Source organism: Jatrophihabitans cynanchi (assembly GCF_027247405.1).
GTDB lineage: Bacteria > Actinomycetota > Actinomycetes > Mycobacteriales > Jatrophihabitantaceae > Jatrophihabitans_B > Jatrophihabitans_B cynanchi.
Window position 1 is genome coordinate 919,306 of the sequence record NZ_CP097463.1, and the last position, 13,463, is coordinate 932,768.

General features: G+C 70.9%; 13 protein-coding genes. 5 read left to right on the forward strand and 8 right to left on the reverse strand.

Annotation, left to right across the window (positions count from 1 at the left end; all coding sequences use genetic code 11):
- Positions 1-2: 2 nt before the first annotated feature.
- Complete coding sequence (locus tag M6B22_RS04480) at positions 3-398, forward strand: hypothetical protein (protein WP_269444580.1); 396 nt, start codon at positions 3-5, stop codon at positions 396-398.
- A 276-nt stretch (positions 399-674) separates the two neighbouring features.
- A complete protein-coding gene (locus M6B22_RS04485) occupies positions 675-1,817 on the forward strand; it encodes a DUF559 domain-containing protein (protein ID WP_269444581.1) in 1,143 nt (380 codons plus the stop codon).
- A gap of 618 nt (positions 1,818-2,435) precedes the next feature.
- Here M6B22_RS04485 and M6B22_RS04490 read toward each other — a convergent pair.
- A complete protein-coding gene (locus M6B22_RS04490; protein WP_269444582.1) occupies positions 2,436-2,873 on the reverse strand; it encodes a cytochrome c oxidase subunit 4 in 438 nt (145 codons plus the stop codon).
- Position 2,874: 1 nt separating this feature from the next.
- A complete protein-coding gene (ctaC, locus tag M6B22_RS04495) occupies positions 2,875-3,810 on the reverse strand; it encodes an aa3-type cytochrome oxidase subunit II (protein ID WP_269444583.1) in 936 nt (311 codons plus the stop codon).
- Between the two features lie 143 nt (positions 3,811-3,953).
- Here ctaC and asnB point away from each other — a divergent pair, with 143 nt between their 5' ends.
- The gene (gene asnB / locus M6B22_RS04500) at positions 3,954-5,855 is read left to right on the forward strand and encodes an asparagine synthase (glutamine-hydrolyzing) (RefSeq protein ID WP_269444584.1); all 1,902 of its coding nucleotides are present in this window, start codon (positions 3,954-3,956) and stop codon (positions 5,853-5,855) included.
- A gap of 53 nt (positions 5,856-5,908) precedes the next feature.
- On the opposite strand, the gene M6B22_RS04505 is transcribed toward asnB, so the two are convergent.
- From M6B22_RS04505 to M6B22_RS04515, 3 genes are all read right to left on the reverse strand, one after another.
- On the reverse strand, positions 5,909-6,883 hold the full coding sequence (locus tag M6B22_RS04505; RefSeq protein WP_269444585.1) for a carbohydrate kinase family protein: 975 nt from the start codon (positions 6,881-6,883) through the stop codon (positions 5,909-5,911).
- 61 nt (positions 6,884-6,944) lie between these two features.
- The gene (erpA, locus tag M6B22_RS04510; RefSeq protein ID WP_407935642.1) at positions 6,945-7,334 is read right to left on the reverse strand and encodes an iron-sulfur cluster insertion protein ErpA; all 390 of its coding nucleotides are present in this window, start codon (positions 7,332-7,334) and stop codon (positions 6,945-6,947) included.
- A 104-nt stretch (positions 7,335-7,438) separates the two neighbouring features.
- Positions 7,439-8,350, reverse strand: a complete 912-nt coding sequence (locus M6B22_RS04515; RefSeq protein ID WP_269444587.1) for a Rieske 2Fe-2S domain-containing protein — start codon at positions 8,348-8,350, stop codon at positions 7,439-7,441.
- Between the two features lie 109 nt (positions 8,351-8,459).
- On the opposite strand from M6B22_RS04515, the gene M6B22_RS04520 reads away from it, so the two are divergent.
- A complete protein-coding gene (locus M6B22_RS04520) occupies positions 8,460-9,053 on the forward strand; it encodes a DUF3043 domain-containing protein (protein ID WP_269444588.1) in 594 nt (197 codons plus the stop codon).
- 7 nt (positions 9,054-9,060) lie between these two features.
- On the opposite strand, the gene M6B22_RS04525 is transcribed toward M6B22_RS04520, so the two are convergent.
- On the reverse strand, positions 9,061-9,708 hold the full coding sequence (locus tag M6B22_RS04525) for a LuxR C-terminal-related transcriptional regulator (RefSeq protein WP_269444589.1): 648 nt from the start codon (positions 9,706-9,708) through the stop codon (positions 9,061-9,063).
- Positions 9,660-10,805: a sensor histidine kinase gene (locus tag M6B22_RS04530; protein WP_269444590.1), complete on the reverse strand. Its 1,146-nt coding sequence runs from the start codon at positions 10,803-10,805 to the stop codon at positions 9,660-9,662. Before M6B22_RS04530 ends, M6B22_RS04525 begins: the two co-directional genes overlap by 49 nt.
- Positions 10,806-11,025: 220 nt before the next feature.
- On the opposite strand from M6B22_RS04530, the gene M6B22_RS04535 reads away from it, so the two are divergent.
- Positions 11,026-13,242 (forward strand): MMPL family transporter, encoded by a 2,217-nt coding sequence (locus M6B22_RS04535; RefSeq protein ID WP_269444591.1) that lies wholly within the window; start codon positions 11,026-11,028, stop codon positions 13,240-13,242.
- Here the strand turns inward: M6B22_RS04535 and M6B22_RS04540 are convergent.
- Positions 13,159-13,368, reverse strand: coding sequence for a hypothetical protein (locus M6B22_RS04540; RefSeq protein ID WP_269444592.1), 210 nt, complete (start codon positions 13,366-13,368; stop codon positions 13,159-13,161). The two genes, M6B22_RS04535 and M6B22_RS04540, sit on opposite strands and share 84 nt — an antisense overlap.
- Positions 13,369-13,463 lie beyond the last annotated feature (95 nt).

A 13,463-nucleotide genomic window follows, 5' to 3' on the forward strand; every position in this document is an offset into this window, starting at 1 on the left:
GGGTGCTGGTAGACGCGGACAACGTGTCACCGCGGCGGCTGCAACCCGTCCTCGACCTGCTCAGCGCGCTGGCGGGCGGCGTCGAGCTGACCGCCAGCGGCCGCCGCCATGCGCTGGACGCCCTCGACTGGCCCGCCAGCTCGGAGCTGCTGGCGCACGCGGGCTGGCAGCGTGCCGACGCGGCGCTGGCCGAGGCCTACTCCCCCGCCGACGTGCCGCTGATCCTGGTCACCGGTGACGGCGACTTCGCGCTGCTGGCCGCCCGCCATCCCGGACCGGTGCTGGTGGTGAGCGGCGCCCCCAGTGGGCGGCTGCGCGATCACGCGCGGGTCGTGGCCCCGGCCACCGAGGGCACCGCCCCGATTGCGTCCTGGCTGGACGTGCACGGCATCAACTGACCCCGGCGCGTGGTGCCCGCCCGCCCGGCGCGCGCTTCCCCCACCGGGTGACGAGTTCGCCCGCCCGGCGCGTGGTGCCGGCCCGCCCGGCGCGCGCTTCCCCCACCGGGTGACGAGTTTCCGCGCCCTGGATTCGTCAGCCGATGGGGGAAGACGGCGTGATTACGTAAGTGGATGGGGGAAGCGGGACGTCCAGCCCTGGTGCGCGGCTGTGGAGAACCCGACCGATGTGGACAACGGCGCAACCTGTCCGCGGGCCGGCGCACCCTAGTTCGCATGAACCTTGCCGAGCTGAACGCCGCAGCGCTGGCCTCGATCCCGGAACCGCGATGGTATGTCGAGCACGTCCTCGCTCCGTCTGACGTGGCCGCGGACAACGCTGCTGAGCACCGACGGGGCGACATGTTCGCCGACAGTTCCCGCGGCATGTCACCGGTCGCCGAGTCGGCGCACTGGTGGCGGCAACGCGCGGACGAGCTGCGTTCGGGATCTGCTGCCGAGCGCCGAGCTGTGCGGCAGGGCTTCGTTCTCACGCGGGCCCAGACGCTCGAGTCGGGGACGTCCGCATCGACGATCCGGCGGATGCTTTACCGCGGAACCTGGTGGTCGCCACGTCGAGGCATACTCGCGGTCGTCGCCGTACCGCAGGCCGACCGTTCGGACCCACACGCGGTACACCAGGCCAGGCGTTGCAAGCTGGCGCTGGCGTGTACCGCGGCTGCGCTCGCCAACCCCGGCCACGTCATCAGCGGCACCGGCGCCGCCACCGTGCATGGCCTGCCGCTGTTCACCCGGCCGACTGAACCGCAGCTCACGGCAGCGCCACCGCACACGCCCGGTCACCGCGCTCATGCGCTGGTGCGACCGGCCGGGCTGGCCGCGGACGAGATCACCGACTGGTACGGCGCGCCCGTGGCCACCGTGTCCCGATGCCTGGTCGATCTGGCGCGGCACGACCGGCGGGACGGGTTGGTCGCGGCCGACGCTGCAATGCGCGAACTCGGGTTGCGGCCGGCCGATGTGGACGACGCGCTCGCCCGGGCACGCGGCTGGCCGGGCGTGCGGCGGGCACGAAGCGTGCTGAGCCTTGGCAATCCGCTGGCCGAATCGCCACTGGAGTCGATCACTCGGTTGGCCTGCCACGACGCCGGACTGCCGCCGCCCGAATTGCAGGTACGGATCCACGATCCGATGACCGGCCGAACCGACCGGGTGGACGCCCTATGGCGCGAGCAGCGCGTGATTCTGGAGATGGACGGCCAAGTCAAGTACACCGGCAAGGAACTGTGGCGTGAGAAGCGACGCCAGGAACGACTGGCTCGGCTCGGCTACGACGTGATCCGGGTCTTCTGGGACGACGTCGTGCACGACTGGCCCGCCACGCTCGTCCGGATAAGAGCGGCGCTGGCCGGGTATTGAGCGGCCGGCTCCGAGCGGCGCTGGCCGGAGTTCAGTGGCTGGGACACAGCGGCGTCGGCCGGGTTGAAGTGGCCGGCGAACAGCGGCGTCGGCCCGCGTATGGAGCGATGGAGCGGCCGGGGATCCGGGGCGCAGGCCGGGTTCAAGTGGCTGGCGAACAGCGGCGTCGGCCGGGTTGAAGTGGCCGGCGAACAGCGGCGTCGGCCGGGTTGTCTGGCGGGGCGCCGGCTGCGCACGGAGCAATGGAGCGGCCGGGACCTGCCCTTCGTGGCCGAGCAGCAACAAGATCGCTAAGGACCTCTGCCGGTCGGTACAGCCCGCTTCCCCCACGGTGTGACGACTTTCCGGCGGCTTCCCCCCTGCTGTAGCGAGAATTTGGCCCGAATTTTCGGTACAGCAGGGGGGAAGCGGGGCGCGGTTGCGGCGCTGGCGGGCCGCGTCTTCGGTATGGCAGGGGGGAAGCGGGGCGCGGTTGCGGCGCTGGCGGGCCGCGTCTTCGGTATGGCAGGGGGGAAGCGGGGCGCGGTTGCGCCGTTGGCGGGGCGCGGTTGCACCGCTGGCGGGCCGCGTCGTGGTTACAGCAGGGGGGAAGCGGGGCGCGGTTGCGGCGCGAACGCGTCAGTGCGACAGCGGCTTACGGCCGCCGATGTAGTACTCGAACAGCAGGCCGCCGATGGTGAACAGCAGCAGCGCCACGCCGACGATCACCAGCCACATCTGGAAGAACGCCAACCCCAGCCCGACGACGGTGCCCGCACCGGCGAGCCCGACCGGCCAGTAGCTGCCCGGGCTGAAGAACCCGAGCTCCCCGGCGCCTTCGGCGATCTCGGCGTCCGGGCGGTCCTCCGGGCGGGCGTCGATGCGCCGGGACACGAACCAGAAGAACGAGCCGGAGATGAACAGCAGGCCGCCGGAGAGGATCAGGGCGAGGAAGCCGGCCCACTCGACCCGGCCGTGCGAGAAGCTGTTGGGCTGCCCCGTCCAGACGCCGTAGAAGGCCGCTGCCAGCCACAGGAAGACGGCAACGCCCAGGAACATCCGGGCTTCGACCTTCACGTCAGCTCCCCGACTTCTCGGACGCGGACCGCGCGGCGCGATCGGTGTTGAACGGATACGTGGTCGTCGCGCGCGGCGCCATACCGGCCGCCTTCAGCGCCACCGACTGCCGCGCGGGGTTGTCCTGGCCGGCCTTGTCCAGCGCGGCGAGGTACTTCTCGAACACGGCGGGGTCGACGATGCGCACCTCGAAGTTCATCTGCGAGTGATACGTGCCGCACAGCTCGGCGCAGCGGCCGACGTAGCTGCCGTTCTGGGTCGCGGTGAACTCGAAGCGGTTGTCCTCGCTGGTGTGGTCCGGCCCGTACGGGATGACGTCCCGCTTGAACAGGAACTCCGGCACCCAGAACGAGTGCACGACGTCCTCGGAGTGCTCGATGATCTGGACCGTCTCGCCCTTGGGCAGCACCAGCACCGGGATCTCGTCGTCCGACCCGACGGTGGACAGCGGGGTCTTCTTGTCGCTGGAGTAGACGGTCTTGGTGTCGTGGCTGTCCAGGTACTCGAACTGCCAGTTCCACTTGAACGCGTCGACCTGCACGAGGACGTCGGGGTTCTTGCTGAGCTTGTTGACATCGTCCTCGACGATGACGGTGCGGTAGAACAGCCCGGCGATGATGATGAACGGCGCCAGCGAGTACACCAGCTCGATCGGCAGGTTGTACTTGGTCTGGCGCGGCAACTCGTCGTTGCGCTTGCGGTAGCGGATGCAGCACCAGAAGATCAGGCCCCACACCAGCACACCCACGCACAGCGCGGCGACACCGGACCAGGTCCACAGCACGCGCATCTTCTCGGCCTGCTTGGTGACACCGGTCGGCCAGCCGAACCGCAGCTTCTTCTCCACGTCGTGCGCCGAGCAGCCGGTCAGCACCAGGGCGAGCGCGCCGGCGAGCAGCACGGCGCGGCCACCCCGCGCCCAGCGTCTGCGATGCACCCTAAGACCGCCTCTCGGACTCGTTCTGCCTCGTCTCGGAGACTACTGGACCGGCCCGCCCACGCGGGGATGGGGTCGCCGCCGCGTGCCCGGCCGGTGGCGCCCCGCCGGCCTGCGCCCGCCGCGTCCGGGATACTGGACGCGTGTGCGGACTGATCGGATTCCTCTCGGCCACCGGTGACGCGAAAGCTGTCGAGCCCGCGATCGGCGGTGCGCTCCCCCAGATGCGCCATCGCGGCCCGGACGAGGGCGGCACCTGGTCCGATCCGGACGTCGTGATCGGCTTCAACCGGCTCTCGATCATCGACATCGACCACAGCCACCAACCGCTGTCCTGGCTGGGCGGGCGCTACCACCTGATCTTCAACGGCGAGATCTACAACTACCTCGAGTTGCGCGACCGGCTGGCCCGCGAGTTCGGCGCCACGTTCGAGACCGAGGGCGACGGCGAGGCGATCGTCGCCGGCTACCACTACCTCGGCGAGAAGGTGGTGCGTGAGCTGCGCGGCATGTTCGCGTTCGTCATCTGGGATGCGCACGAGCGGGTGCTGTTCGGGGCACGCGACTGGTTCGGCATCAAGCCGATGTACACGTTCACCGACGAGCGCGGCTCGTTCTTCGCCAGCGAGAAGAAGTCGCTGCTCGCGGTCGCCGGCGAGGCGGTGAGCAAGGACGTCGACCACACCGCCTTGCAGCACTATCTGACGCTGCAGTACGTCCCGGAGCCGGCGTCGATGCACACGCAGGTGCGCCGCATCGAGTCCGGCAGCTACTTCACCGTCCGCCCCGGCGAGCCGGTGCGCCCGCACCGGTACTTCCACCCCGACTTCGCGATCAAGCCGGTCGCCGAACCGGAGAAGCTGTACCGGCAGATCACCGAGGCCCTCGAGGACTCCGTCGAGAAGCACATGCGCGCCGACGTCACGGTCGGCTCGTTCCTGTCCGGCGGCATCGACTCCACCGCGATCGCGGCTCTCGCCAAGCGGCACAACCCGAAGCTGCTGACCTTCACGACCGGCTTCGAGCGCAAGGGGTACAGCGAGATCGACGTGGCTGCCGAGTCGGCCGCGGCGATCGGCGTCGAGCACATCACCAAGGTCGTCTCGGCGCAGGAGATGATGGACGTCCTGCCGCTGGTGATCTGGTACCTGGACGACCCGGTGGCCGACCCGTCACTGGTGCCGCTGTACTTCATCGCCCGCGAGGCGCGAAAGCACGTGAAGGTGGTGCTGTCCGGCGAGGGCGCCGACGAACTGTTCGGCGGGTACACTATCTACCGCGAGCCGATCTCGTTGCGTGCGTTCGAGAAGCTGCCGGGAGGGATGCGCCGAGGCCTGGGTCGGCTGTCCGAGCGTATCCCGGAGGGGACCCGCGGCAAGGACCTGCTGCGCCGGGGCGCGATCGGCATCGAGGAGCGCTACTACGGCAACGCGCGCATCTTCCGGCCGGACGAGATGCGCGGGCTGTACAAGGCGTTCGACCCCGCCGTCTCGTACATGGACGTCACGAGAACGCTGTACGAGCAGACGACGCACCTGGACGGCTCGACGCGCATGCAGTACGTCGACCTGTTCACCTGGCTGCGCGGCGACATCCTGGTCAAGGCCGACAAGATGACGATGGCGAACTCGCTGGAGCTGCGGGTGCCGTTCCTGGACACCGAGGTGTTCGCGGTGGGCTCATCCATCCCGACCGAGTTGAAGATCACCCGGGAGACGACCAAGTACGCGCTGCGCAGGGCGCTGGCCGAGATCGTCCCGCCGCACGTGCTGCACCGGGCGAAGCTGGGCTTCCCGGTCCCGATCCGGCACTGGCTCAAGGACGTCATGTACGACTGGGCCCGCGCGATCATCACCGAGTCGCAGGCCGACGAGCTGATCGACCGGCAGGCGGCGCTGCGGCTGCTGGACGAGCACCGCGACGGCCCGCATGACTACTCGCGCAAGATCTGGACGCTGCTGGTGTTCCTGCTCTGGCACGGCATCTTCGTCGAGCAGCGGATCACGCCCGAGGTGCCCGAGCCGGCCTACCCCGTCCGGCTCTGACCCGATTGTGCAACTTCCTGCGGCGCTGGGCCGCAGCGGGTTGCACGATCGGGTCAGGACAGGAAGGGCAGCACCTCGTCGGCGCAGTCGTCGCCGTAGGACTCAGCGAGCCGGTCGGCGAAGTCGCCCGGCTTGATCTCGTACTCCTGGGTGCCGAGCGTCTCCAGCACATAGCAGGCCAGCGTGTTGCCGACCTGGGCGGACCGCTCCCACGACAAGCCCCAGTCACGCGCGGTCAACAGCCCGGCCCGCAACGCGTCCCCGACGCCGGTCGGGTCGGCCTTGGCCCGCTCCTTCGCGACCGGCACCACGATCGTCTCGACATCGCGGCCGCTGATCTCCACGCCGCGCTTGCCGAGCGTGGTGATCCGGACGTTGACGCGGGCGAGCACCTCGTCGCTGCTGAGGCCGGACTTCGACTCCAGCAGCCCACGCTCGTACTCGTTGCTGAACAGCAGGTCGGCACCCTCGATCAGCTTGATCAGCGCGTCGCCGTCGGCCATCCGGGTGACCTGCTGCGACGGGTCGGCGGCGAAGCGGTACCCGAGCTGGCGGCACTCCTCGCTGTGCCGCACCATCGCGTCCGGGTCGTCGGCGCTGATCACCACGAGGTCCGCGCCGGTGGCGCGCCAGGCGGGTGCGAGTTCGATGTTGCGCGCCTCGCTCATGGCGCCGGTGTAGAACGAGCCGATCTGGCACAGGTCGTCGTCGGTGGTGCAGATGAAGCGTGCGGTGTGGTGGTACTCCGAAACCAGGATGTGCTCGCAGTTCACGCCGTTGCGCTCGAGCCAGGCGCGGTAGTCCTCGAAGTCCTCGCCGACCGCGCCGATCAGCACCGGAGCACCGCCCAGTTGGGCCATGCCGTAGCAGATGTTCGGCGCGACGCCGCCGCGGCGGATCACCAGATCGTCGACCAGGAACGACAGCGACACGTTGTGCAGCTGGTCGGCCATGAACTGGTCGGTGAACTTGCCCGGGAAGTGCATCAGGTGATCGGTCGCGATCGACCCTGCGACGAGGACTGGCATGCTCGGCACGCTACCCAATCAGCGCGGCGACGGCGCGCTGTTCTGTCTTACCCGCCGGCGCTCAGCCGCAGAACGAGTTGCCGCAGGCGCAGCCACCCGACGCGTTCGGGTTGTCGATCGTGAAGCCCTGCTGCTCGATCGTGTCGGTGAAGTCGATCGTGGCGCCGCCCAGGTACGGGGCGCTCATCCGGTCGACGACGACGGGTACCCCGCTGAGCGAGAGCTCGACGTCGCCGTCGAGGCTGCGCTCGTCGAAGAACAGCTGGTACTGCATGCCCGAGCAGCCGCCCGGCTGGACGGCGACGCGCAGCCGCAGGTCGTCGCGGCCCTCCTGGTCGAGCAGCGAGCGCACCTTCTCGGCCGCCCCGTCGGTCAGCGTCAGGGAACTCGCCGGTGCGTCCGTGGGCGCGGTGATGAGCTCGACGGTGGTCGTTTCGGCTGCAGTCATGATGCTCCCCAGATCGTGGTGCCAGGTCGTGGTGCAGTGTCGGCGTCTTGCTACGGGGCCAACCGGGCCGGTCCCGCCACCTATTCCCCATAGTAACCGCCTTCGGCTCAGCGGGTACGCACGTCACCGTCCTGGACGCGCACCGGGATGGGCGTCAGCCCCCGCGGCGCGGGACCGTCGAGCCGCCGGCCCTGCGGATCGAACCGCGAGTGGTGGCACGGGCAGGCGAAGCCGTCGGCGGCCGAGACGAAGTCCACGATGCAGCCCTGGTGCGGGCAGCGCGCGTCGAATGCGGTGAATGCGCCGGCCTGCAGCTGCAGCACCCAGGCCGGCTCGTCGGCGGACCGGACGGTGACCTGCACCGCCCCACCGACCGGGACGTCGCCGACCGGCGTGAGCGGCTGGGACGGCAGCGCGGTGTCGATCTGCCGTTGCCGGCGCGAGCGGTGCGACGGACGTGACAGCGCGGCCAGCCCGAGCACCATCGCGCCGACGAGCGCGGTGCCACCGGCGAGCAGGGCGCGGCGGGTGCGGTCGTCGCGCGGGTGCGCGGCGCGCATCCGGTCCAGCCAGGCGTCCAGCGACAGCCAGCCCGCGCCCGCGATCAGCAGCGGAGTGAGCGCGAACAGGTACACGACGTCCGCACTGGTGAACCACGGCGAGGCGCCCCAACTGACCGTCAGCCACAGCGAGAGCGCGAGCAGCATCCCGCCGGCCGCGGCGATCCGGGTGAACAGGCCCAGCGCGAGCCCGATCCCGACGGCGAGTTCGGCAACGGCCATGGCGACTCCGAAGGCGACCGAGTGGCTCTGGACCACTCCGAGCGCACCGCCGATCGGGCTGTTCGCGCGGATCGCGGTGACCGAGGCGTGCATCGACAGTGGCGAGGCGTCGTCGAGGAAACGCGGATCGGCGATCTTGGAGATGCCGCCGTCGAGGAAGACGATCGCGAGGAAGGCCCGCAGTGGCAGCAGCACCCAGCCGACCTGGCGGGCGCGCTCGCGCCACGGTTCGGCCATGGGTACTCCCTCGGGGGCGGTGCGCTGTGGGCGCTCACATTGCAGCACGGCGTCCTGTGTGCTCTCGGCCGGATGCTCGCCCGGCCGGGGCCGTCCGTACTCTGGACGGGTGAAACGTCGCCAGTCGCAGCAGCCCGAGGTCGTCGAGGAGCCCGTCGCGGCCCCCCACGGCAAGGGTCGGCCCACCCCGAAACGCCGCGAGGTCGTCGGCCAGCGCGGCCCGGTGGTCGCGCCGAAGACCCGCAAGGAGGCCTACGCGCGGCAGAAGGAGCTCGCCAAGCAGTCCAAGGCGGCGCGGGCGGCGTCCGGAAAGGCGATGACCCCGGCCGAGCGCCGCGCGGCGCTGCGCGCGGGCGACATCCTGCCGCGGCGCGACCAGGGCGAGACGCGGCGGATCGCGCGCGACTACGTCGACTCGCACCGGATGTTCAGCAACTACCTGCTCTGGCTGTTCCCGCTGATGATCGCCAGCTACGTGATCCCGGGCGCCTGGATCGTCCAGATCGTGATCGTCGCGGTGTTCGTCAGCCTGATCGTCGAGTGGTTCTTCGTCGGACGGAAGGTGCGCCGGCTCTCGATCGAGCGCACCGGCTCGGCCCAGGGCGGCGCGATGTCGATCGGGTTCTACGCCGGCAGCCGGGCCTACCTGCCACGGCGCTGGCGGTTGCCCGCGCCCCAGGTCGACATCGGCGAGGAGATCTAACCGCGGGTCAGCTGTTCAGGTAGGCCAGCACGGCGAGCACCCGGCGGTTGTCGTCCTCCGACGGCGGCAGACCGAGCCGGGTGAAGATCGAATTGGTGTGCTTGCTCACCGCCTTCTCGGTGATGAACATGCGCGCGCCGATCGCCGCGTTCGAACGCCCCTCGGCCATCAGCGCCAGCACTTCCCGCTCGCGCGGGGTGAGCGTGCCGATCGGCTCGTCCGCGGCCGAGCGACGGCTGAGCAGTTGCCCCACGACCTCCGGGTCCATCGCGGTGCCACCGGCTGCGACCTGGCGCACTGCGTCGACGAACTGGCCCACGTTGAACACCCGGTCCTTGAGCAGGTAGCCGACTCCCCCGCTGCGGTCTGCCAGCAGCTCGCGCGCGTACAACTGCTCGACGTACTGCGACAGCACCAGGACCGGCAGGCCGGGCACCGCGGCCCGCGCCTCGAGGGCAGCCCGCAACCCCTCGTCGGTGAAGGTGGGCGGCAGCCGGACGTCGACGACCGCCACGTCCGGACGATGCTCGGTGAGCGCGCGCAGCAACGACGGCCCGTTGTCGACCGCTTCGAGCACCTCGAAGTCGTGCGCTTCGAGCAGCCGGATCAGCCCGTCCCGCAGGAGGGCGAGGTCCTCGGCGATGACAACGCGCACGGCAGCACCATAGCCGCGACCGTCGGACCGCCCGGCGGGCTCTGCACCGCGAGCGTGCCGTCGAACGCGCCGAGCCGCCGCTCGATCCCGCGCAGCCCGGTGCCGCGCGCCGGGTCGGCGCCGCCGGTGCCGTTGTCGCTCACCTGCAGGTGCAGCGCCCCGTCGCGATGCTCCAGCCGGACTTCGGCGGCCGTCGCACCGCTGTGCTTGATCACGTTGGTGACCGTCTCGGCAACGGCGAAGTAGGCCGCCGACTCGACCGGCGCGGGCAGCCGCTGCGGGACGTCGGCCTGCACCGCGATCGGGATCGGCGACGCGAGGCACAGCGCCTGGACCGCGCCCACCAGGCCGCGGTCGGCCAGCACCGGCGGGTGGATGCCGCGCACCAGGTCACGCAACTCGGTCAGCGCCTGGCTGGACGTCTCGCGCGCCTCGGCGAGCAGGGCGCGCACCGCGTCCGGGTCCCGCGCCAGCTGCTCCTCGGCCATCCCGAGGCTCATGCCGAGCGCGACCAGCCGGGCTTGCGCGCCGTCGTGCAGGTCGCGCTCGATGCGGCGCAGTTCGGCCGCGGACGTGTCGACGGTCTCGGCGCGCGACTCGGTCAACTGCTGGACGCGTTGGGCCAGCGTGGTCCGATCGTTCGGCGCGAGCAGGGCGCAGGCCAGGTAGGCGTGCACGCGGATCAGCACGCCCGCCGGCAGCCACCAGAACAGCAGGTCCAGGATCGCCTCGACGATGGCCATCAGCGACAGCGCCAGCCCGACGGTCGCGTTCACGGTCAGCCAGGCGAGATCCCGCCAGGTGGCCGGGTCCGCGAGCAGGGCACGCAGCCGCACCAGCAGGTTCCCCGGCACCGGGCGCAGGTAGGGCGAGCCGAGTTCGCGGCCCAGCAGCGCGCCCGCGTACCGGCGGTGCACGTTCCCGATCGGGCGCACCGCCACGATGCCGCCGAAGACCATCGGCAGGCCGATCCACACCAGCACCAGCGGGAAGCCGGCGAGGGTCAGCACGAACAGCACCAGGCTGGCGACGGCGAGCCCGGTCGCAGCACCCGCCCACAGCAGGAGCCGGAGCCGGTTGAGCAGTTCCTGACGCATCCGACACTCCTGAGGCTTCGCGGTGTTCGCAGTGTTCGCGGTGCCTCCATCCTGACCCACCTTCGTGGCCGGGGTGGTGGTGCTAACTCCACCGTGCCTGGGGAGCGAGCACCCGTGTGTGCGGCAGGTCCGGACGGCAACGTGAGGTTCGGCCGGCAAGCCGTCCGCAACAGATGCCGTCCGCAGCAGATGCCGTCCGAAACCCGAGAGAGGCGCAGCCGTGTCCCAAGCCCCCGCCACCACCCGCAGGCCGGCCACCGTCCGGGTGGCCCGCTGGAGCGCCACCCACCCGTGGCGCGCGATCGCGCTGTGGCTGGTGTTCGTCAGCGCCTGCATCGCGATCGGCAACCTGTCGGGCCTGCGCACGATCTCCGAGGTCGACGCCACGCCCGGGCAGGCCGGGCATGCGGCCAAGCTGGTCCACGACTCCGGACTGAGCGAGCCGGCCACCGAGGACGTGCTGATCACCGCCCGGTCGGGCACGCTCGATCACGCCGCCGCCGCCAGGGCCGCCCACGACGTGCGCAGCAGGATGGCCGTCCTGCCCGAGGTGGCGAAGGTCGACGCGCCGGTGACGGCGAAGAACGGCGCCGCGGTGCTCGTCGAGGTCACGCTGCGCGGCAATCCCGGCGACGCGCGCGATCGCGTCGGCCCGCTGCTGGACACGACCGCCAAGACGCAGCAGGCGTTCCCGGCGCTGCGCGTGGAGCAGGCCGGTGCGGCCTCGCTGACCAACGCGGTCAACGATCAGGTGAGCAGCGACCTCGGCGCGGCGGCGGACTTCAGCCTGCCGGTCACCCTGGTCATCCTGCTCGTCGCGTTCGGGGCCATCCTCGCCGCCGGCGTCCCGGTGCTGCTCGCGCTGTCCGCGGTCGGCTCGGCGACCGGGCTGTCCGCGCTGGTCTCGCACCTGATCCCCGATTCCGGCAGTACCTCCTCGATGATCCTGCTGATGGGCATGGCCGTCGGCGTCGACTACTCGCTGTTCTACGTCAAGCGGGCACGCAGCGAACGACACCGCCATGGGCGCAGTCACCTGGACGCGATCGAGATCGCCGCCGAGACGTCCGGGCACTCGGTGATCGTGTCCGGCCTCGCCGTGATCGTCGCGATGCTCGGGCTGTTCGTGGTCGGCGACCCGGTGTTCGCCTCTCTGGCGGCCGGCTCGATCATCGTGGTCGCCGTCGCGGTGCTCAGCTCGCTCACCGTGCTGCCCGCGGTGCTCGTCAAGCTCGGCCGCCGCATCGACCGTCCCCGCGTGCCGGTGCTGTGGCGCTGGTCCACGGCCGACCGCGAGCCCCGGCTGCTGCCGTGGCTGCTGCGTCCGGCGCTGACCCGGCCCGGCCGCACGCTGCTGATCTCGGTGCTCGCGCTCGGTGCGCTCGCCGTGCCCGCGCTGTCGATGCGCCTGCAGAGCGACACGCTGCAGACCCTGCCGCAGTCGATCGGCGAGACGCACGCGTTCGCGCGGCTCACCGCGGCGTTCCCGAGCCGGTCGACCACGCACTACATCGTGGTGCAGGCACCGGCCGGCGAGAGCGGTGCGGTGGCGGCGCGGTTGCGCGAGCTGGCCGGCCGGCTGGACGGCGACGCGCTGTTCGTCGCCGGCAGTGGTGAGGTGCGCACGTCCGCCGATCACACCGTGCACGTGCTGCAGATCGCGACGGACCGCGACCCGGAGTCGGGCGCCGCCCGTGACAGCGTGCGCCAACTGCGCGGCACGCTCGTGCCGGGCGCCGTGCGCGGGCTGCACGACGTGCACTGGGCGGTCGGCGGGGAGACCGCGACGAGCCTGGACACCGACACCGCGCTGTCGAACGCGCTGCCGTGGGTGATCGGCTTCGTGGTGCTGCTGACCATGCTGATCATGGGCTGGGTGTTCCGCTCAGCGCTCATCGCGCTGAGCACCGCGCTGATCAACCTGTTGTCGGCCGGAGCGGCGTTCGGCGTACTGGTGCTGACGTTCCAGCACACCTGGGCCGAGAAGCTGCTGGACTTCCGCTCCACCGGGGCGGTGATCAACTGGATCCCGCTGTTCACCTTCGCCGTGCTGTTCGGCCTGTCGATGGACTACCACGTGTTCGTGCTGAACCACGTCCGCGAGGCGGTGGCCGGCGGGATGAGCACGCGGCACGCGGTGCGCGCCGGCATCACCCGCTCGGCCGGGACGGTGACCAGCGCCGCCCTGGTGATGGTGTCGGTCTTCGCGATCTTCGCGGCGCTGCACATGGTCGAGATGAAGCAACTCGGCTTCACGCTGGCGGTGGCGGTGCTCATCGACGCGCTGGTGGTGCGGGTGATCGTGCTGCCCTCGCTGCTGACCCTGCTGGGGCGGTGGACCTGGTGGCCCGGGTCAGCCTTCGCTCAGCGGCATCGGCCCGTACACCTCGGTGGGGCCGTCGAACAGCCGCACCTGGACCACGCCGGCGTCGGCTAGCTGACGCCACTGCTCGCCGAGCCAGCTCTCCGCGTCGGACTGGTTCTGGTGCGCGGGCTGGGCGGACGGCGCCGGGCTGGACAGCTCGGCGCCGTCGGCGTCCTCGAACCGCCACGTCCAGGCCATGCGCCGCCTCCGGTGTCAGGTTGCCGTGTGAGCTACGACCCTAGCGGGCACCCCCGGTTGACCTGCGCTCACGTCGTGTGGTGGCATTCGAAACG